Origin of the sequence: Flavobacterium frigidarium DSM 17623, from assembly GCF_000425505.1 — a bacterium.
GTDB classification, from domain to species: domain Bacteria; phylum Bacteroidota; class Bacteroidia; order Flavobacteriales; family Flavobacteriaceae; genus Flavobacterium; species Flavobacterium frigidarium.
Genome location: NZ_AUDO01000013.1, coordinates 57,596 through 76,919, shown reverse-complemented (window position 1 = coordinate 76,919; position 19,324 = coordinate 57,596). Strand labels below are relative to the sequence as shown.

Annotated in this window: 21 protein-coding genes and 1 pseudogene; 11 read left to right on the top strand and 11 right to left on the bottom strand. The window is 33.8% G+C overall.

The window, feature by feature from the left end; genetic code table 11:
- Positions 1-55: 55 nt before the first annotated feature.
- Complete coding sequence (locus H603_RS0109670) at positions 56-511, bottom strand: DinB family protein (RefSeq protein ID WP_026708410.1); 456 nt, start codon at positions 509-511, stop codon at positions 56-58.
- Positions 512-583: 72 nt separating this feature from the next.
- On the opposite strand from H603_RS0109670, the gene H603_RS0109665 reads away from it, so the two are divergent.
- The 6 genes and pseudogenes from H603_RS0109665 to nadD all read left to right on the top strand — a co-directional run bounded on the left by H603_RS0109665 (position 584) and on the right by nadD (position 4,235).
- Positions 584-943, top strand: coding sequence for an arsenate reductase family protein (locus H603_RS0109665; RefSeq protein ID WP_026708409.1), 360 nt, complete (start codon positions 584-586; stop codon positions 941-943).
- Positions 936-1,832 carry a DMT family transporter gene (locus tag H603_RS0109660; RefSeq protein ID WP_026708408.1) on the top strand — a complete coding sequence of 299 codons (897 nt, stop codon included), beginning with the start codon at positions 936-938 and terminating at the stop codon, positions 1,830-1,832. Before H603_RS0109665 ends, H603_RS0109660 begins: the two co-directional genes overlap by 8 nt.
- 76 nt (positions 1,833-1,908) lie before the next feature.
- Positions 1,909-2,769 carry a YicC/YloC family endoribonuclease gene (locus tag H603_RS0109655; RefSeq protein WP_035675817.1) on the top strand — a complete coding sequence of 287 codons (861 nt, stop codon included), beginning with the start codon at positions 1,909-1,911 and terminating at the stop codon, positions 2,767-2,769.
- A gap of 42 nt (positions 2,770-2,811) precedes the next feature.
- Entirely contained in the window at positions 2,812-3,384 is a 573-nt protein-coding gene (gmk, locus tag H603_RS0109650; RefSeq protein ID WP_026708406.1) for a guanylate kinase, read from the top strand.
- Positions 3,385-3,438: 54 nt separating this feature from the next.
- Positions 3,439-3,621, top strand: a pseudogene (locus H603_RS17315) (four helix bundle protein); the annotation flags it as partial.
- Between the two features lie 32 nt (positions 3,622-3,653).
- A complete protein-coding gene (gene nadD / locus H603_RS0109645; RefSeq protein WP_026708405.1) occupies positions 3,654-4,235 on the top strand; it encodes a nicotinate (nicotinamide) nucleotide adenylyltransferase in 582 nt (193 codons plus the stop codon).
- Here the strand turns inward: nadD and H603_RS0109640 are convergent, their stop codons facing one another.
- Positions 4,236-5,132 (bottom strand): LysR family transcriptional regulator, encoded by an 897-nt coding sequence (locus tag H603_RS0109640; RefSeq protein ID WP_026708404.1) that lies wholly within the window; start codon positions 5,130-5,132, stop codon positions 4,236-4,238.
- An 87-nt stretch (positions 5,133-5,219) separates the two neighbouring features.
- Here H603_RS0109640 and H603_RS0109635 point away from each other — a divergent pair, with 87 nt between their 5' ends.
- From H603_RS0109635 to H603_RS0109620, 4 genes are all read left to right on the top strand, one after another.
- The gene (locus H603_RS0109635) at positions 5,220-5,990 is read left to right on the top strand and encodes a type 1 glutamine amidotransferase domain-containing protein (RefSeq protein ID WP_026708403.1); all 771 of its coding nucleotides are present in this window, start codon (positions 5,220-5,222) and stop codon (positions 5,988-5,990) included.
- Between the two features lie 89 nt (positions 5,991-6,079).
- The gene (locus tag H603_RS0109630; protein ID WP_026708402.1) at positions 6,080-7,237 is read left to right on the top strand and encodes an iron-containing alcohol dehydrogenase; all 1,158 of its coding nucleotides are present in this window, start codon (positions 6,080-6,082) and stop codon (positions 7,235-7,237) included.
- 286 nt (positions 7,238-7,523) lie between these two features.
- Complete coding sequence (locus tag H603_RS0109625; protein WP_026708401.1) at positions 7,524-8,519, top strand: NAD(P)H-dependent glycerol-3-phosphate dehydrogenase; 996 nt, start codon at positions 7,524-7,526, stop codon at positions 8,517-8,519.
- Between the two features lie 34 nt (positions 8,520-8,553).
- On the top strand, positions 8,554-9,291 hold the full coding sequence (locus H603_RS0109620) for a DUF6503 family protein (protein ID WP_051219262.1): 738 nt from the start codon (positions 8,554-8,556) through the stop codon (positions 9,289-9,291).
- Between the two features lie 75 nt (positions 9,292-9,366).
- Here H603_RS0109620 and H603_RS0109615 read toward each other — a convergent pair whose 3' ends face one another.
- From H603_RS0109615 to H603_RS0109605, 3 genes are all read right to left on the bottom strand, one after another.
- Positions 9,367-9,774 (bottom strand): hypothetical protein, encoded by a 408-nt coding sequence (locus H603_RS0109615; RefSeq protein WP_026708399.1) that lies wholly within the window; start codon positions 9,772-9,774, stop codon positions 9,367-9,369.
- A gap of 77 nt (positions 9,775-9,851) precedes the next feature.
- Positions 9,852-10,871, bottom strand: coding sequence for a phenylalanine--tRNA ligase subunit alpha (gene pheS, locus H603_RS0109610; RefSeq protein ID WP_026708398.1), 1,020 nt, complete (start codon positions 10,869-10,871; stop codon positions 9,852-9,854).
- Positions 10,872-10,972: 101 nt separating this feature from the next.
- The gene (locus H603_RS0109605; protein WP_026708397.1) at positions 10,973-11,329 is read right to left on the bottom strand and encodes a hypothetical protein; all 357 of its coding nucleotides are present in this window, start codon (positions 11,327-11,329) and stop codon (positions 10,973-10,975) included.
- Positions 11,330-11,472: 143 nt separating this feature from the next.
- Between H603_RS0109605 and H603_RS0109600 the strand changes: the two genes are divergently transcribed.
- Complete coding sequence (locus tag H603_RS0109600) at positions 11,473-12,021, top strand: CvpA family protein (RefSeq protein WP_026708396.1); 549 nt, start codon at positions 11,473-11,475, stop codon at positions 12,019-12,021.
- A 4-nt stretch (positions 12,022-12,025) separates the two neighbouring features.
- On the opposite strand, the gene H603_RS0109595 is transcribed toward H603_RS0109600, so the two are convergent.
- From H603_RS0109595 to H603_RS0109570, 6 genes are all read right to left on the bottom strand, one after another.
- A complete protein-coding gene (locus H603_RS0109595) occupies positions 12,026-12,769 on the bottom strand; it encodes a tetratricopeptide repeat protein (RefSeq protein WP_026708395.1) in 744 nt (247 codons plus the stop codon).
- A 57-nt stretch (positions 12,770-12,826) separates the two neighbouring features.
- Entirely contained in the window at positions 12,827-14,581 is a 1,755-nt protein-coding gene (locus tag H603_RS0109590; protein WP_026708394.1) for a BatD family protein, read from the bottom strand.
- Between the two features lie 88 nt (positions 14,582-14,669).
- Positions 14,670-15,446, bottom strand: a complete 777-nt coding sequence (locus tag H603_RS0109585; protein ID WP_026708393.1) for a tetratricopeptide repeat protein — start codon at positions 15,444-15,446, stop codon at positions 14,670-14,672.
- A gap of 51 nt (positions 15,447-15,497) precedes the next feature.
- On the bottom strand, positions 15,498-16,529 hold the full coding sequence (locus H603_RS0109580; RefSeq protein ID WP_026708392.1) for a VWA domain-containing protein: 1,032 nt from the start codon (positions 16,527-16,529) through the stop codon (positions 15,498-15,500).
- 100 nt (positions 16,530-16,629) lie between these two features.
- Positions 16,630-17,631, bottom strand: coding sequence for a vWA domain-containing protein (locus H603_RS0109575; RefSeq protein WP_026708391.1), 1,002 nt, complete (start codon positions 17,629-17,631; stop codon positions 16,630-16,632).
- Positions 17,631-19,265, bottom strand: coding sequence for a phenylalanine--tRNA ligase subunit alpha (locus H603_RS0109570; protein WP_026708390.1), 1,635 nt, complete (start codon positions 19,263-19,265; stop codon positions 17,631-17,633). The genes H603_RS0109575 and H603_RS0109570 overlap by 1 nt, the downstream gene beginning before the upstream one ends.
- Positions 19,266-19,324 lie beyond the last annotated feature (59 nt).

Below are 19,324 nucleotides of genomic sequence, written 5' to 3'. Positions count from 1 at the left end.
GTCTTTAGGCTACAAAAGATACAGCGGATGACGGGATTAGCTCCTAAAAACCAAACTATACAAATTTTCTAATACTAAAAATGACACCTAGATGAATCCCTTCGTGAAAGTTATTGAAACTCATGGCATCTTGTGCATTTTTCAATGTAAAACCAGTTGAGGTAGGATACTCTTTGAAAGTTTTGAATACTTCATTCTCAATATCGATAGCGGTTTGATCGATGGTTGTAAGTAGTAAACTTTGAATATCATCAACTTCTTCCTGAGTAGCATCTTGTTCTGGTTTACTACCCTTTTTATATTTTTCGACCATCTCATTAGAGATTTTCATGGGTAAGCCTGACAGTCCATATACTAGCATTTGTTGTACGACAATCACATGGGCAATATTCCAAATTAAATTATTGCTATATCCAGGGGGAATTTTATTTAATTGTGCTAAAGTATAGTTGGGTAAAATTTGAGAAAGTATTAATCTACTCGTTCTTGTTAATTCAAGCGTTGCATTCATTTTGTTTTTTTTGCTAAAAATAATCATTTTCAGTTCCAAATGATTTTTCTTTGCACAAAGATTTAAAATACTATGTCAAACAAAATATACTACATCGCGTCTTGTGATACGTGCAGAAAAATTATAAAAACCTTACCTAAGGGAATCAACCTTACTTTTAGAGACATTAAACAAGATCCCTTAACTGAGGAAGAACTAGCCGAAATGTACCAATCATCAGGAAGCTACGAAGCTTTGTTTAGCAAAAAAGCACAGTTATACAAATCGATGAACCTTAAAGATAAATCGCTTACCGAAGAAGATTATAAAAAATACATTCTTGAGCATTATACATTTTTAGCTCGTCCTGTTTTTATGATTGATGGTAATGTATATGTAGGCGGAACGCAACAAAACATGTTGCAGGTAATGAAAGCGTTAGGCAATGTCTAAAAGGAGTATTGCTCTTTTTGGTGCAACGCTAGTATCGATTATCTACGGTGTTACTTTTACAATTGCAAAGGATGTGATGCCTACATATGTAGATGCTTATGGCTTTATATTACTGCGCGTGAGCGGTTCTACGTTACTTTTCTGGTTGATTTGGCTTTTTATTCCAAAGCAAAAGATAGATTTAAAAGATTTCCCTCGTATTATAGCGGCAGCCTTTTTTGGTGTGGCATTTAATATGCTAACCTTTTTTAAAGGGTTGAGCCTGACTTCTCCCATATCAGCATCGGTGATTATGGTGACCACTCCTATGATTGTTTTGATTTTATCAGCAATAATCATGAAGGAACGCATGCGCACAAGAATGGTTACGGGAATTTTATTAGGTCTCGTAGGAACGGGATCTTTAATTTTATATGGCAAAGCGATTGGCAACGGTGCCAACGCGACTTTAGGGAATGCACTTGTATTAGTAAACGCCATATCATACGGTTTTTACTTAATCATTGTTAAAAAATTAATGGATAAGTACAATGCATTTACATTTGTAAAATGGGTATATTTATTTGGTTTGTTCATGGTAATTCCTTTTGGCTACAGCCAAGTAGAAGCCGTAAATTGGTCAGCAGTTCCAGAGGTTATTGGGTTTAAAATAATTTTTGTCGTTGTAATATCTACATTTTTGACGTACTTACTCAACTTACTTACAATGAAAGAATTAAAACCAACAACAGTTGCTGTATTTATCTATTTACAACCTTTTTTTGCTACGGTTTTTGCCATTGGTTTAGGCAAAGACGAGTTATCGGTTGTTAAGATTTTATCTGCCATTTTAATTTTTATAGGCGTTTACATGGTGACACAAAAGCCTACGCCAAAAACTATTTCATAAATTAATAAGTACTTAAAAACCTTCGTTTTGCGGGTTTACTACCTTTTAGCTATCTTTGCCCCCTTTATACAACTATATGATACAATCAATGACCGGTTTTGGTAAAGCATCTTTGCATTTACCCAACAAAAAAATAACTGTTGAAGTAAAATCGTTAAACAGCAAAGGTTTAGACTTAAACGTTAGAATGCCTTCGCTATACCGCGAAATGGAATTAGGGCTAAGAACTCAATTAGCTTCTAGACTAGAGAGAGGAAAAGTTGATTTTTCTATTTTTATCGAAAGCACTGCAGAACAAACAACTACAAAGGTAAACGCACCAATTGTAAGAGCATATATCAGTCAGTTAAAAGATATTTATCCTGCAGCTGATGAAACTGAATTAATGAAAATGGCGGTTAGAATGCCAGACGCTGTAAAAATTGAACGCGATGAAATCGACGAAAATGATTGGATCGAAATACAAGCGGTTATCGAAGAGGCGGTTCAAAATATCTTAACGTTTAGAAAAGACGAAGGCGCTTCTCTAGAAAAAGAATTTCAATTGCGCATTGGGAATATTCGTCAGTACATGACTGAAGCACTAGCTCTAGATCCTGAGCGCGTGCAAGCAATTAAAGATCGTTTACAAACTGCTATTGCAGAACTACAAGTAAATGTAGATGAAAACCGTTTTGAACAAGAATTAATTTATTACTTAGAAAAATTAGACATCACTGAAGAAAAAGTGCGTCTTACTAATCACTTAGATTATTTTCTAGAAACGATAAATGGAACAGAAGCTAATGGTAGAAAATTAGGTTTTATCACTCAAGAAATGGGTCGTGAAATCAATACTATGGGTTCCAAGTCAAATCATGCACAAATGCAGAAATTAGTCGTTCAAATGAAAGACGAATTAGAAAAAATTAAAGAACAAGTATTGAACGTTTTATAGTTTTTAAAACTAAAAAAGTTACTGAAACAAATTCAGCATAAAATGAAAAAAGGAAAATTAATCGTTTTTTCGGCACCTTCAGGGTCTGGAAAAACTACCATTGTTAAGCATTTATTAGGGCAAGAAGAATTGAATTTAGAATTTTCAATATCAGCAGCCTCGCGCGATGCAAGAGGAGAAGAAGTTAACGGAAAAGATTATTATTTTATTTCTACCGAAGATTTTAAAACTCACATTAAGAACGAAGATTTTCTAGAATGGGAAGAAGTTTACAGAGACAACTTTTATGGTACTTTAAAAAGTGAAATAGAAAGAATCTGGGCCAAAGGTAAAAATGTTATTTTTGACATTGATGTAGCCGGCGGATTAAGAATAAAATCGAAATTTCCTGAAGAAACATTAGCTGTTTTTGTAAAACCACCAAGTATTGATGAATTGAAAATCAGACTTAAAAAACGCTCTACTGAAAGCGAAGACAAAATCAATATGCGTATTGCAAAAGCATCTGTAGAATTAGCAACAGCGCCACAGTTTGACGTAGTTATAAAGAATTATGATTTAGCTATCGCTCTTGAAGAAGCATCACAGTTAGTGAAGGATTTTGTAAGCAAATAAAACAGTGACTAGTAAAGAGTGACTAGTAATTAGCTTAAAAATGGAAGAAAAACCTATAAATCATTTAACCATTTTTTAGACAGTGCGAAAGGCTCATTATTCAAAATTGAAACTCAATTACTAATTGCTAATGAACTTGGTTTTATCAAAAATAAACCTTTATTTAAAGAAGTTTTAGGACAATTTGAGGAAGAATCTAAGATGCTTAACGCATTCACGAAAACGCTCAAAAACTAATTACTTTTTACTAATCACTAGTTACTCGAAGAATGAAAATAGGACTTTATTTTGGCACTTTCAATCCCATACATGTTGGTCATTTGATTATCGCTAATCATATGGCAGAACACTCTGATCTTGATCAGGTATGGATGGTGGTAACACCTCATAATCCGCACAAGAAAAAGAGCAGTCTCCTAGACGATTTTCATAGATTACATATGGTATATCTTGCTACTGAGGGATTTTCGAAAATAAAACCTTCAGATATAGAATTTAAACTGCCACAACCCAATTATACGGTGAATACCTTAGTTCATCTTGAAGAAAAATATCCCACTCATATATTTTCTTTAATCATGGGCGAAGACAATTTAAAGTCATTACACAAATGGAAAAACTATGAGGTGATTTTACAAAATCACGACATCTACGTTTATCCTCGAATTTCATCGGAAGCTGAAAATTTAGAATTGAAGAATCACCCTAAAATTCACTTAATCGATGCCCCTATAGTTGAAATATCTTCGACTTTTATTCGAAACAATATAAAGGAAGGGAAGAACATTCAACCACTTTTACCCGCAAATGTTTGGGAGTACATCGATCACAATATTTTTTACAAGAAATAACTATTCGAGAATTTCTTGTAAAACGGTTTCCATCTTTTTAAAAGCTTCTTTTAAATTATCGTTTTTATTAGACAATAGAAAAACTGCTGTTTCAGGCATTTTTTTACTATCCCAAAGAACTTGTAAATTAGCTGAATCTAGAAATGATTTTGCGTTACAGTTCCATGTCAATGCTACTCCAGTACTATTTGCCACTGTTGATAGCATCTCAAATTCAGATGGAATGATGTAATTGGGAATAATTGCCGGTCGCTTTTTATCGAATACATGCAACCAAAACAATTTAACATGCGGAATTCCCGCATCATGAGTAAACCACACTTGCTCATTCAACCATTGCTCTATAGTTTCGTGGTCATTAGTTTTTAATAATTCTTTAAAATCTTTTTGTTCTACAGTTCTGGAACCCACAATAATTTGCTTGATTACTCCCACTTTCGAACTAATTGTATCGAATGTATCGAACTGTTGCGTGACAATAGCAAAATCTATTTTTTTATCATTTACTAATTCGAATAGCGCTTCGTTCTCATGAAAGCTAAAATCGATATAATCAAACTTTCCAACTAAGGCACTTCCTAAACTACTGTAGAAATCCTTAGAAACTCCTATGGTGATTAATCTATTAGCATTGAAGGCCTTTGCTCTAAATCCGTTTTCTACATTTTCTAATCGATCGAGCGCATCAATGATTAAATTATTCAGTAGCTTAGCGTATTCAGTTGGATCAACACCTTTTGATTTTCGATTAAACAATTTATAGCCCACGTGCGCTTCAAGCATAGCAATTTGCTGACTCACCGCTGGCTGACTTATAAATAGCTCTTGAGCTGCTAATGAAAAATTGCCGTTCTTGTATACTGATTTAAAGGTTCTGTACCATTCTAGATTGACCATGATATAAATATATTTATCACAAACATAATTTAAATTATTTTTACCTATAGCATAATAGCCGTAAATTTGTATTAATAAATTATCAAAATGAAAAAAGTCGCATTATTTGCAATACTAGTATTAACTGTGGGTTGTTTTACAGCAACGGCACAAAAATCAAAAAAAACTAAGATGAAAAAAGTATTATTCGTTTTAACTAGTCATTCAGAACTAGGAAACACAGGAGAAAAAACAGGATTTTGGGTTGAAGAATTTGCAGCTCCATATTATGAATTAGCTGATAAAGGAGTACAAATTGACATTGCAACTCCACTAGGAGGACAACCCCCGATTGACCCAAAAAGTGATGATCCATCTGCAGCAACAGAGGATACAAAACGTTTTGACAAAGACACAGAGTTAAAAGCTAAATTGAGTAAAACTCATAAACTAGCAGACGTAAAAGAATCTGATTATGATGCTGTATTTTATCCAGGAGGTCATGGACCACTTTGGGACTTAGCATCTAGCAAAACATCTGCTACATTAATTGAGTCTTTTTACAACAATAACAAACCAGTAGCTTTTGTATGTCACTCACCAGCAGTGTTGAAAGATGTAAAAGTAAACGGAGAATTTCTAGTAAAAGGTAAAAAAGTAACTGGATTTTCTAACACTGAAGAAGCAGCAGTAGGATTAACTGATGTTGTTCCTTTCTTATTAGAAGATGCTTTACAGGCAAATGGAGCTACTTATTCTAAAGTTGCAGACTGGAATCCATACGCAGTAGAAGATGGTTTATTGATCACTGGACAAAATCCAGCTTCATCTAAACTAGTAGCAGAAAAATTGTTAGGTCAATTGAATGCTAAAAAATAATAATTAATAATAGTAAAAAGGCTTTACCAAGCTCTTGTTCTTTTTAAGAATAGGAGCGGTAAAGCCTTCTTAATTTAAACAGTATCATTATGTTAAACTTTGAATTATATAACCCTACCAACTTAGTTTTTGGTAAAGGTCAAATGGAAAAATTAGCTGAATTAGTTCCTAAAGGAGCAAAAATCTTATTAGCTTACGGTGGTGGAAGTATTTTTAAAAACGGAATTCACGAACAAGTTATCAATAACTTAAAAGGACACGAAATTGTAGAATTTGCTGGTATTGAAGCAAATCCTCACTTTGAGACTTTAATGAAAGCAGTAGCAATTGTTAAAGAGCAAAATATAGATTTTATTCTTGCAGTAGGTGGTGGATCAGTAATTGACGGTGTGAAATTTATTTCGGGTGCTGTAAATTATGAGGGAGATCCTATTGAAATTTTACAAAAACGTATTTTGATTAAAGAGAATGCTATTCCTTTTGGAACAGTATTAACGTTGCCAGCTACAGGAAGTGAAATGAACTCTGGAGCAGTGGTTACAATCGAATCTACAAAAGAGAAATTAGCTTTTGGTGGTTCTGCTTTGTTTCCTAAATTTTCAATAACTGACCCAACAGTAATTCAATCGCTACCAAAAAGACAGTTACAAAATGGTGTTGTAGATGCATATACACATGTTATGGAACAATATTTAACTTATCCTCATGAAGGCCATTTACAAGATAGAATTGCTGAAGGAATTTTGCATACACTTATCGAAGTAGGTCCTAAGGTGGTTGAAGATCCAGCTAATTACGAGCTAGCATCAAACTTTATGTGGTCTTGTACCATGGCGCTTAATGGATTAATCCAAAAAGGAGTTCCAAGCGACTGGGCAACTCACATGATAGGTCATGAATTAACAGCGATGTACGGAATCGATCACGCAAGAACTCTTGCTGTAATTGCTCCAAGTTTGTACACGGTGATGTTCGAAACTAAAAAAGGAAAATTAGCGCAATACGGAAAACGTATCTTCAACTTAGAAGGAACGGATGACGAAATTGCAAAAGAAGCAATCAATAAAACAGTAGAGTTTTTCCATACCATGGGAATGGATACTAAACTATCAGATTATACAAAAGAGTACAGTGAAACTGCTGATTTTATTGTAAAACGTTTTGATGAAAGAGGTTGGAAAGGTCTAGGAGAAAAACAAAATATCACATTAGACAAAGTGAAGTCTATTGTTGAGATGAGTTACTAGTTTAAAGCACCGAAAATTATCGGCGAAAATAAAAGGCGTTCTTAATTTATTAAGGCGCCTTTTTTATTTGCACCTTTAACTAACTCAATATTCATATTTATTTAAAAAAATGAGTATTAGTTATATCAAACGTTAATATTGTATAAATATTTTATATAAATTAAAAAAAATTTATTTATTAACAACATGAACCAGCAAATACTGCTAATTCAATTGTATTTGTGTGCAGAATTTAATTGTAAATTGTATGCATTTTTAAGTACTTTTGACTAAATTTATAATAAAAATGGCCGAAAATTTAAAGTTCGCAGTAATAGGTGGAGGAAGCTGGGCAACAGCGATTACCAAAATGCTATGTGTAAATCTTGATGAGGTTTACTGGTACATGCGTAATGAATCAGCAATAGAACATATTCAAAAATACAAGCACAATCCTAATTACTTGAGTGCTGTAGAATTTGACACAAATAAACTTAAGTTAACAAGTGACATAAACGAAGCCATAGCTTATGCTGATTATCTCATTTTTGCAATTCCATCTGCATTTGTAGCAACAGAGTTAGAAAAGTTAACGGTACCCCTAAAAGATAAAGTTATTTTCTCTGCTATAAAAGGGATTGTACCGGAAACAAGCATGATTGTGGGAGAACATTTTCATTTCACTTATGATATTCCATATTACAATATTGGCGTAATTAGCGGACCTTGCCACGCTGAAGAAGTGGCTCTAGAACGACTTTCTTACTTAACGATTGCTTGTGGAGATGCTACTAAAGCCGAAATTGTAGGCTCAAGACTAGCTGGAGATTTTATTAAAGTAAAAATCACTGACGATATTATTGGTACAGAATATGCTGCCATGCTTAAAAACATTTATGCTATCGCCGCAGGTATCGCGCACGGTCTTGGATATGGTGATAATTTTCAATCTGTTTTAATGAGTAATGCCATTAGAGAGATGAAAAAATTCATTAAGAAAGTGCATAAAATGAAGCGTAATATTAATGATTCTGCTTATTTAGGCGATTTATTAGTTACAGGGTATTCTGTGTTTTCTCGCAATAGAACATTCGGAAATATGATAGGAAAAGGATATACGGCAAAAAGTGCAATGCTTGAAATGAGCATGGTTTCTGAAGGCTATTATGCTACTAAAAGTGCTTACAAACTAAATCAAGGTTATGGAGCAAAAACTCCAATTATAGATGCGGTTTACGAGATTCTATATGAGGGGAAAGACGCTAAGGCTACTTTTAAAAAGTTGACCGATCAACTGGACTAAATACCAAATAATTTCAAATTTAAAAAGCACGTCTATGATTAGTATTAAAAACATTTTCTCTCCTATAGTAAAATTTTCATTTGTATGGACTATTTTACTATTTAGTCAGGGACAGGCACAAGAGATTAGCGGTAACGAGCTTTTAAATAAAGCTATTGCCTACCACGATCCAGGGAATAACTATGATACATTTAAAAACACCTTAGTTATTACTACCCAAACTCCAGATGGAAAGGAACGAAAAAGCACCATGAAGATTGATGCAACCGCTCAAAATTTTGAATTAAAAACAGCTCGTAACGATAAGGAGGTTTTATACCAAATCACAAATGATTCGGTTCAATTTACCCTAGATGGTAAATCATCGTTTACCGATGAAGAAGCAAAAGCGTATAACCTTACTAAAGCTAGAGCGATTTTCATGAAAAACTATTACACTTATTTGTACGGTTTACCAATGAAATTGAAAGATTCAGGAACTATAATCGACCCTGTAGTCGAGCGAAAAAACTTTATGGGTAAAGAATACTTAGTATTAGCTGTAAAGTATGAAGAAGGCGTTGGTAAAGACGTTTGGTTCTTTTATTTCGATCCAACAACATATGCTTTAAAAGTCTATCAGTTTTACCACGACCAGACAAAGAATGATGGAGAATATATTCTTTTAAGCGAAGAAGAAGAGTTGTCAGGGATTAAAATTCCAAAAGTGAGAGCATGGTATTTAAACAAAGACGAAAAATATTTAGCCACAGATACACTTTCAAAAATCTAAACTAAAAGTAAGCAATAAAAAAAGCAGCAACCTTAATATTCTAAGATTGCTGCTTTTTTATATTTTATGCTACCGTTATCTCACGATTAGGCCATCTACAAATAGAATAGGCACTTCTTCAAGTTCTTGTTCATTCATTGCATTTGCTTTAAAAATAAACTTCTTATCATACATCTTATTTCCGATGAAATAAGACACTGAAAATTCATTGTTAAGCACTAATACACTTTTCTCAATCATTTCGATTTTAACCACCGAAACAGCAGGAACTTCTACAAAAGCATGACGCAATAGCGAAGTCTTTTTCATTTCACCATCGATTGTACCAAAAGCTTTTGAAACAACCATAACGCTTTCGATAAGAAAATCACTATCATTCACTAAATAAGCATACCATACTTTTTCCATAAAGTCATCGCTCCATTCTTGGACTGTCGCCACAAAAACGTTTTCAACTTCAGGAATAACTATATCTTTTTTCATACTTTCTAACTTACTATAATTACAACAACTGGTCTATAAATGAATTATTCTTATATTTTAATGCTTCTTTTTATGTATTAAATCGAAGCCTTAAATTGTTCTAAGAAACGAACGTCGTTTTCATAAAACATACGAATGTCACCAATTTGGTATAACAACATTGCAATGCGCTCTACTCCCATTCCAAATGCAAAACCATTGAATTCTTCAGGATTGATTCCGCAATTTTTCAAAACGTTAGGATCTACCATACCACAACCACCAATTTCTAACCAACCAGTTCCTTTGGTAATTCGGTAATCTGTCTCTGTTTTTAATCCCCAGTAAATATCAATCTCAGCACTAGGCTCTGTAAAAGGAAAATACGAAGGGCGCAATCGAATTTTTGATTTACCAAACATCTCCTTTGTGAAATATAAAAGCGTTTGTTTTAAATCGGCAAATGACACTTCTTTGTCAATATACAATCCTTCAACCTGATGAAAAATACAGTGCGAACGTGATGAAATTGCCTCATTACGAAAAACACGACCTGGAGAAATAGTTCTTATAGGTGGTTTATTTTCCTCCATGTAACGCACTTGCACCGACGAAGTGTGTGTACGCAAAAGGGTATCTGGATTTGTTTGTATAAAAAATGTATCCTGCATGTCTCTCGCCGGATGATATTCTGGCAAATTTAATGCTGTGAAATTGTGCCAATCGTCTTCAATTTCTGGTCCTTCAGAAACGTTGAAACCAATATTAGCAAAAATATCAATAATTTGGTTTTTAACGATAGAAATAGGATGACGAGAACCTATAGCGATTGGCTCTGCAGAACGCGTTAAATCGCCATAAAAACCCTTAGTTTCTTCCTTACTTTCTAATGCTTCTTGAATAGATTTCACTTTTTCCTCAGCAGAAGATTTTAGCAAATTAATTACTTGTCCAAATTCTTTCTTTTGATCGTTTGGTACATTTTTAAATTCGGCAAAAAAATCTTTAAGAAGTCCTTTACTTCCTAAGAATTTAATTCTAAAAGTTTCTAATTCTGCTTTGTCTTGTGTTGAAAAAGCTTGTGCTTCGCCAATATATTCTTTTATCTTATCTATCATTTTCGTCCGGTAATTGAGAGGGCAAATTTAGGGAAAAGTTTTCAGTTTTCAGTCTCAGTTCAAAGTAGATTCACACTCAAAACTGTTACTGCATTTGTAAATTACGAAATTAAGTCTTTTTCGATAAAGTAATTTACAATTGCTTCTTTCATCAAAACGGACTGTTCTCCAGCTTTTAAAGGCGGTAACTCTTCTTTCACTTTGTAATGAGGCCAACCATCTTCATCAAAAAATTCAAATTCATAAAATCCATAAGGCTCTAATAATCTACAAATAGCGATATGCATTAAATTTAATTTTTCATCTTTTTTATATTCTTGATGCACTTTCCCTAATTCTTGAACTCCTATTAGGTAAATGATTGCATCTAAATCTAAATCTTCTCCTTGCGAAAATTGATTAGATAGCATTTCAACAAGCTGTTCCCAGCGTTCTTTAAGTTGTATATCTCTTGACATTGTCTTATTTATTGTGGTTTGCTTCAATTACAACATTGTATATCTTGCAACTAAGCTATTATTTTTGCAAATATAACGACTTGTAAATTGACAATGGATGTTTGAATTATTTTATATTTGCCCTTAAATTAAGGAACCTTATTATGAGCTTATTGGATATTTTTTTAGCAGCAATCTTAATATACGCGCTATACAAAGGACTTATAAATGGTTTGTTTGTAGAATTAGCTTCGTTTTTATCGTTGCTTTTAGGTATTTACTTGGCTATAAAATGTTCTCATATTGTGAGAGAAACTTTGGCAAATCACGTTTCTTGGTCACCTAAATATATCGAAATATTTGCCTTTGCTCTTACATTTATCGCTGTGGTAGTCACGATTCACCTACTCGCAAAAATATTAACGGGAATAATGGATTTTGCCTTTCTAGGATGGATTAATAAACTTGCAGGAGCTTTTTTTAGTGTGTTAAAAGCGGTCTTGCTATTGAGTGTGCTTTTTAATTTGTTCGAAAAAGTGAATTTCAATAACATGTTGATGAAACAAGAGACTATGGACAATTCTGCTTTTTACAATCCTATCCAACAGACCTCTCGATTTTTTTACCCTACGCTTGAGAAATGGTATGTGGAATTCAAAGAAAAACACACCGCAAACCCAGAAGAAAAAGCAGAAGAAGAACCAAGCAAGTAAACGGTTATTTTACTTCTACAATCGCACTTTTTTCTATCCAGCCTTCTGTCCCATCCGTTAATTGCACTTTCTTCCAGTTATTAACTGTTTCTTGCACATAGACTTTTGCGCCTTCATGTAGCGCTATTATAGTTTTACTCGCACTCTGTGGTTCTTTTTTAATATCTACTGCTTCGGCAAATACTATTGCTGGACGCTCATTTTTAAATTGATCCATTTCAAATATTGCAGCAAGAATACTAATCACCATCAATACAACCATAACAAACATTCCAAAAAAGAAGACACGTTTCACTGCACTGTTTTTCGAAAAATAGTATCCTAAAAAAGCTACTAGGAACAAGGCTGAAAATCCAACAGAAATATAACCCCAAATATTGTAATTATATGAAGCTGTAAAATCTCGAAGTATCTTTGCAAATCCCACTTTAGGAATCACTTTTATTTCATCAACAGTTCTCTTTTGAGCAAATCGTAAATTGTTTTTTGTATTGGCATCATTAGGTTTTAAAACCAATGCTTTTTCGTAATTATAAATAGCTGGCGCTACCTCGTTCAATTTATAATAGCAATTCCCTAAATTATAATACAACTCAGCAGATTGCTTTTTTGATTTCAAAACAGCGTTGTAAGCGTTTACTGCTTCTTCATATTTTCCATTTTTATACAATTCGTTTCCTGCATCAAAACCCGATTGAGCAAAGAAAACTTGTGTGAATAATAAAAATAGATATAGAATATTTTTCATTTTTATGATTTATGATTTGGCAACAAGAAATTTTTATTCCTGAAGCAGTAATAGTAATTACTTAAGTTCTTTCTCTAATTCTGATATGATTGCTACCGCTTTATCATAATCTTTTTGAATTGTAGCGCTAGATGCCGGAGCATAACGTGCCACTTCACAGTTTTCAGTAAGCGTGATAAAATCATCTACAGTAGTAGGATTTGCATTTTTATCTAGCAGGATAATTTTAATATTGTCCTTACTCATCTCTGAAGTTTCAATATGCAACTTCGCTTTCAAGAAATTATGCATTGCTTTTTCAAGAGCAACATAAAACGGTTCTTTATTATTGATCTGTTTTTTAGCTTGTGATAAATACTTTCTAGCTAGCTTATTGTTTCTTCTAATTTTATTTCCTACTACATCACCATCAAGAGCATCTTTTTTATTCTTGGCTAAAATTACAATTGGCACTAATAAGAACGGCAGTAACAATAGCAATAAGTACAACTTAGAACCAAAGAAGTCTTTCTCATTTGTCGCTTGCAATTGTGTATCTAGTTTGATGTATTTAAATTGCTCAATATCAATAGCATTTTTACCTGAGTTTGCTTTCAAACTATCCTTAGCGCGAGTATCTGTTGGACCGCTTAACACATTGATCATAATCTCTGGTGATACTGCGACTTTATAAGTACCTGAAGTAACATCAAAATAAGAAAAACGAATAGGTTTTACAGGATAATTTCCTCTGTACTGTGGCACAATAGTATACCGATCTGATATTTTACCTGACATCCCAGCAAGAGAAGTTTTTACATCTTCTTCATGAACAGGATCATATTTTTCAAGAGCGTTTGGAACTACTGGCTCTGGCAAACTAAACAATTTCATGTTTCCTTTTCCAGTAACGCTTACAGTAAGATCTAAACTTTCACCATTTTTTAAACTAGTTTTAGACGGCGTCACTTTAAAGTCAAACGAACCTACTGCTCCTGTGAAGTCATCTGGTTTTCCTTTTTCAGGGAGTGCTCTTACAGCAATCGTTTTGGCACCAGCCGAAATTCTTTTATTTTCATTTCGAATTTGCATTCTACCATAAACATCACGTCTATTCGTTGGTAATTGCACCTCTACATCTAACACAAGTGGCTCAATAGCTAGTTTACCTGATTTTTGAGGATATAAAACCACCTTTTTAAGAACAATATAACGAAACTCACGTCCTTTGAACATGGATTGTTGCGCCGTAAATTGTTGGTTCATGTCAATATTCTGACTCCAAAAATCATTGTACTTAGGCTTACTTAATTCTCCTAAATTAGAAATCCCAATGTTGTTACTAAAATACAATTTATAAACCACCGATATAGGCTCATTCAAATAAGGATTTGTCTTAGAAACATCTGCTACAAGATATAAGTTATCATCAGCAGAAATACTAGTGTCGTTAGGATCCTTAGGTTGTTCAACTGCGTTAGTAACGTTTACTTTTACTGGACTCGTTTTAAAAACTTGTCCGTTATATTCAATCGTAGCCGATTTAATGGTTATAGTCCCCTTTTGAGTAGGCAACAAATAATAAGAGTAAATTTTCTCGAAAGAGCTCTTACCATTTACCCACGACTGACTCACTTGTTGACTAGGTCCAGCGATAACCCTAAAACCGTCAAAAGAAGGTTCGTTAAAATTATCTCCATCAATATTCATGGCAAAATCAATACGTAGCCTCTCATTAAGGCCTAATGTTGTCTTGCTAACTTTTGCTTCAAATTGCACCTGAGCAAGAAGTCCCTGAAAGCTTAACAGTATTAAAAATAAAAATTTCTTCATTATTAATGTTTATTCATTTATTCGCGAATATGATTCTGAGTAGTGCTTGTTTTCGAAAGAAACAAATCCACAAATAGCCAATTAAATCTTACCAGTCTTTCTCTGTTTTAGTTGCTTTACCTTTTACTTTGTTGGCATTCACCTTATCTTGAACTTTCTTTTCTTCGTTATTAACAGCATTCAAAAGATTTTTTAAACGTTGCGGTGACATTCCTCCAGGTTCTTGTTTAGGTTCCCCATTGTTATCATTTTTACCGTCCTTTTTATCCTTATCTCCGTCTTTTTTGTCGTCCTTTTTATCTTTATCGCCGTCTTTCTTATCGTCCTTCTTGTCTTGATCTTTTTTATCTTGATCCTTCTTGTCTTTGTTCTTATCCTTATCTTTTTTGTCGTCTTTTTTATCCTTATCGTCTTTTGGCGGATTCTCTTTCAACATTTTTTTAGCTAAAGCATAATTGTACCTTGTTTCATCATCTGAAGGATTGTTTCTTAAAGCATTTTTATAAGCCTCGACAGCCTCAGTATAATTTTTCTCCTTCATAAACACATTGCCTAAATTGTGAAATGCTTTATGTTTTTGAGTAGCCGTCATTGCCGTTTTCAAAGCATTTGCATAAGCATACTTTGCCTCTGAAGCTTGATTTTGTCTGTAAATCGCGTTCCCTAAATTATAAGCTGAATTTGTTTTACTAGAAAATTTTGAATTTGAGACTCTGTAATTTGCCTCAGCATCAACATAATTTTTAGCCGTATATTCTTTATTAGCTTCTGGTAAAATATTATCTTTTTCTTGAGCGTATGTAGTACCTATCCCTATAAAAAGGAAGAGCACAAAAGCGGACATGTATATTTTAATATTTCTCATTTTCATTTATTCTGTTCATCAAAAAAAGACTGCATTTGCTATAGCTTGCAATTACTTTTCATTAAATAGATTCAATTTTTTTACCCATTCGGTTTTTCTTTCTAAGAAGAAAAGGTCTAAGAATAACAAAGCAAAAGCAATCCCTAAAAACCATTGAAATTGCGATTGAAAGTCGGCCATTTGCGTGGCTTCAAATTCTGTTTTTTGAATGGTATTTAGCGTGTTTTTTATGTATTCAAGAACTTCCTTAGTATTGTTTCCATCAACATAACCACCTTTAGTCGCTTTGGCTATAGCCTGTAAACTAGCACGATTTAATTTGGTCACCACCACTTCATCGTTATTATCGCGTTGGTAACTTTGTACTTTACCATTTACTTTTAGTGGGATTGTTCCACCTTTTTCGGTTCCTAGCCCAATGGTAACAATGCGCATTCCTTGTTTGTTTGCCTCCTCTGCTGCAACTTGAGCACCTTCTGAATGATCTTCACCATCAGAAATTAAAATCAATAATTTGCTTGTTTTGCTTTTATCATCAAAGTACGTACCCGATAATTGTATTGCTTCATCAAGCGAAGTTCCTTGAGAAGAAACCATGTCAGGACTCATGCTCTGCAAGAACATCTTAGCAACGCTGTAATCACTTGTAATAGGCAGCACAGGAAAAGCACTTCCTGCATAAGCCACGATTCCTATGCGGTCGTTCCCTAGTTGATTGATAATTTGAGAAACAATTTGTTTGCTTTTTTCAAGACGGCTTGGGGCGATATCCTCAGCAAGCATACTCTTAGAAACGTCCATTGCAAAGACAATATCGATTCCTTCACGCTTTACCGTTTCCATCTTAGTTCCAATCTTAGGATTCACTAATCCAAAAATTAATCCAAGAAACGCCAGTACTATAACCACCAATTTTAAAACTGGTTTGAATGTAGAGCTTTCAGGACTTAATTTTTTAACTAATTCAAGATCTCCAAATTCGCGTTGTTTCTTTCTTTTCCAATACAAATTGAAAAGGAATAAAGCCACCACCACTGGTAATAAGAAAAGCAGGTATAAATATTTTGATTCGTCTAATTCCATATTATTTTTAAATATCAGTCTCGTACTATCAAGACAAATTTTAGATTCCAATTTTCACGTTCAGTCTCCTTTTCCTTAAGGAATGACTAGGGTTAGGATACTAAATAAAACTTCTATATACTGTATTTCGCAATCCTATTTCTATCAATAAAAGCAGTCCCGCTAATAATACAAAAGGTCTGAATTTTTCATCATAGTCATAAAACTTAAGCTCTTCGATTTCGGTAGTTTCTAGTTTATTTATTTCGCCGTAGATCTCAGCTAACTTGCTATTACTAGTTGCTCTAAAATACTTTCCGTCGGTTTTTTTAGCGATACTTTGCATTAAACGTTCGTCGATTTCGACTTTCATTCTTTGGAACAAGAACTGTCCATTTGGGCCTATCGCATAAGGAAATTCAGCCATCCCATTTGTACCAATTCCTATGGTATACACTTTGATACCATACTGTCTAGCAATATCAGCTGCCGTTTCAGGTTCGATAAAACCCGCATTGTTTACACCATCTGTAAGTAAGATAATTACTTTACTCTTAGCTTGACTATCTTTCAATCTATTTACTGCTGTTGCAAGACCCATACCAATTCCAGTACCATCTTGTAAAACATTATCATATTTAATGCTTTTAATTGCTTCAAGAACAACTGCTTTATCGCTTGTTACGGGTGTTTTTGTATAAGCTTCAGATGCGTACACAACTAACCCTATGCGGTCATTAGGACGTTCACCAGCAAAATCTGCCGCTACTCTCTTTAAAGCTTCCATACGATTGGGCTTTAAATCTTTTGCGAGCATACTTCCAGAAACATCTACCGCCATAACAATATCAATTCCTTTTGTAGTTTTAGTTTTATTGCTCACATCTACCGTTCTTGGTCGAGCCAAAGCGACAATCATTGAGCTTAGCGCCAATAAACGAAAAGCACTCAAATAAGGTCTCAATTTAACCCAGAAAGTATCATTAGCTTTGAAACCTTGAATCGAACTGATTTTTAAAGTTGCTGCCTGATCTTTTCTAGTATAGATTAACCACACTATTGCTAATGGAATTAAAAGAAACAACCAGAAAAATTCAGGATTTAAAAAAGTTATCTTACCCATTATTTACTTACTTTTTTTAATTCGACAGAACTCAATATTCTATCCGAAATTTGATTTGCGTAGGCATCTCCCTCTTCATGAAAAATCATAATTTGTTGTAAACCGCCCTCTTGTCCAAATAACAATAGCTCATAGTACAACTTCTCACTACTACTTGTTAATTGATTAACTCTAGAGAATGTTCCATATCCTTTTAAACCGCTAACGCCCTCTGGAGTTTGAAAATCCTCTTGTTTAACAATCATATTCAAGGCCCCTTGCGATTCTAATGTTTGCAAACTCACCTCCATCGATTTTTTCAAGTCTACTGTTGTGGTATCTTGCTTGTATTTATAAGTAGAAACCATCAAATAGAAATTATCTGAAACGCTACCGTAAGCAAATGAATTCATCTCCTTGATTAAAGCTAATCCGTTTTTAGGAAGAGACTTAGTGAGATCAATACGTTTTAATACTTTAGGCGTTTCGATGATAACACCAGGGTTTCCGTATTCACTTTTTACCCATTCTCCTTCAAGCAATTCCTTAGAAACATTTCCTAAAACATTATCTTTTACATAGGTAAATCCTCTAGTTGCAATAAAATAAGTAGTTACTAAGATGATCAATAGTAGCACTGATGCTATAGCCGTGGCAATACGTTTGGTTCTTTTTTTCTTTAATTGAATTGCAACTTGTTTTTGTCTTTGCGCTTCGTTCAATATTGCGTCCTCTTCCACTTCAACCTCAACTGGAATGGCGTCGTCCAAAGTCAAAATAACACGTTGGATTTTGTTTTTATCCTCTGTAATTTCGAAATCTAATGGTTTTGATTTGGCAAATTTCACTAAATCTGCTTGTTTCAAGACACGTTCTAAGTTTTCGATAGTTTCAGGAGTCAGCGTCATTTTCTTTTTTAATGATGCTGCGCGCAATCCTGCAATTAATTCGGCCGTTGTACTTTCCATTGCTGGAATTTCTATGGCTTCTTCGATATAATTTCTAGCAATATCAGTAAGTTCAGAGTAGTATGATTTCACCTCTCCTTTTTGCCATAATTCTTTTTGCTCCAAGTTATTTAGTAAGCTTGTCGCTTTTTCGATAGGAGTTTTATAAACCTCTTCTTCTATTTTTTTCTGTTGGCGTTTTTTAACGATATAATAAACTAATGCTCCTATTCCTACAAGCAATAAGAACACTAAGAGATATTTCCACCAGTTACCCATTGGGCTTTCGGCAGCTGTAATATCTTTAATGTCATACATTTTTTGCTTTAATGTATCTACTTGCACATTAGCAACATCAACACGTATTGAATCTGAGTAATACGGCTTGCTATTAATCATGATTTTGATACTTGGAATGGTGTAGCTTCCAGAATCAAATTGAGTTAAACCGTACTTTTTTATTAGTTCGTATCGATCGTTCTTTCTAACAGTATCGATAGGATACGATTTAATAACTTCTAACGCTCCAATATTTTTTAAACCTGGAAAAACGACTTTAGACAAGGTGTCTACATCTGTTCTTACGGTGAGCTTAAATTCGGCTCCAATTTTGTTTTTTGTGGTATCTATTGCAGTTACTACTCGCTTTTGTTGCGCAAAAACAGTAGAACAAAATAGAATTAAAAGTAGGTATATAGCTCTTTTCATATTTAATTAATGAAACTTTAGATCCTTGATTAGCGTCTAACTGATATAAGTTTCCTCTG

Bases quoted from the DNA above. Each gene is read 5' to 3' on its own strand.
- H603_RS0109600 (WP_026708396.1), top strand. From the start codon at position 11,473: ATGAGCTTATTGGATATTTTTTTAGCAGCAATCTTAATATACGCGCTA.
- H603_RS0109575 (WP_026708391.1), bottom strand. From the start codon at position 17,631: ATGGGTAAGATAACTTTTTTAAATCCTGAATTTTTCTGGTTGTTTCTT.
- H603_RS0109615 (WP_026708399.1), bottom strand. From the start codon at position 9,774: ATGAAAAAAGATATAGTTATTCCTGAAGTTGAAAACGTTTTTGTGGCG.
- nadD (WP_026708405.1), top strand. From the start codon at position 3,654: ATGAAAATAGGACTTTATTTTGGCACTTTCAATCCCATACATGTTGGT.
- H603_RS0109620 (WP_051219262.1), top strand. From the start codon at position 8,554: ATGATTAGTATTAAAAACATTTTCTCTCCTATAGTAAAATTTTCATTT.
- H603_RS0109665 (WP_026708409.1), top strand. From the start codon at position 584: ATGTCAAACAAAATATACTACATCGCGTCTTGTGATACGTGCAGAAAA.
- H603_RS0109655 (WP_035675817.1), top strand. From the start codon at position 1,909: ATGATACAATCAATGACCGGTTTTGGTAAAGCATCTTTGCATTTACCC.
- gmk (WP_026708406.1), top strand. From the start codon at position 2,812: ATGAAAAAAGGAAAATTAATCGTTTTTTCGGCACCTTCAGGGTCTGGA.
- H603_RS0109660 (WP_026708408.1), top strand. From the start codon at position 936: ATGTCTAAAAGGAGTATTGCTCTTTTTGGTGCAACGCTAGTATCGATT.
- H603_RS0109625 (WP_026708401.1), top strand. From the start codon at position 7,524: ATGGCCGAAAATTTAAAGTTCGCAGTAATAGGTGGAGGAAGCTGGGCA.
- pheS (WP_026708398.1), bottom strand. From the start codon at position 10,871: ATGATAGATAAGATAAAAGAATATATTGGCGAAGCACAAGCTTTTTCA.
- H603_RS0109580 (WP_026708392.1), bottom strand. From the start codon at position 16,529: ATGGAATTAGACGAATCAAAATATTTATACCTGCTTTTCTTATTACCA.
- H603_RS0109605 (WP_026708397.1), bottom strand. From the start codon at position 11,329: ATGTCAAGAGATATACAACTTAAAGAACGCTGGGAACAGCTTGTTGAA.
- H603_RS0109670 (WP_026708410.1), bottom strand. From the start codon at position 511: ATGAATGCAACGCTTGAATTAACAAGAACGAGTAGATTAATACTTTCT.
- H603_RS0109635 (WP_026708403.1), top strand. From the start codon at position 5,220: ATGAAAAAAGTCGCATTATTTGCAATACTAGTATTAACTGTGGGTTGT.
- H603_RS0109640 (WP_026708404.1), bottom strand. From the start codon at position 5,132: ATGGTCAATCTAGAATGGTACAGAACCTTTAAATCAGTATACAAGAAC.
- H603_RS0109585 (WP_026708393.1), bottom strand. From the start codon at position 15,446: ATGAGAAATATTAAAATATACATGTCCGCTTTTGTGCTCTTCCTTTTT.
- H603_RS0109595 (WP_026708395.1), bottom strand. From the start codon at position 12,769: ATGAAAAATATTCTATATCTATTTTTATTATTCACACAAGTTTTCTTT.
- H603_RS0109630 (WP_026708402.1), top strand. From the start codon at position 6,080: ATGTTAAACTTTGAATTATATAACCCTACCAACTTAGTTTTTGGTAAA.
- H603_RS0109570 (WP_026708390.1), bottom strand. From the start codon at position 19,265: ATGAAAAGAGCTATATACCTACTTTTAATTCTATTTTGTTCTACTGTT.
- H603_RS0109590 (WP_026708394.1), bottom strand. From the start codon at position 14,581: ATGAAGAAATTTTTATTTTTAATACTGTTAAGCTTTCAGGGACTTCTT.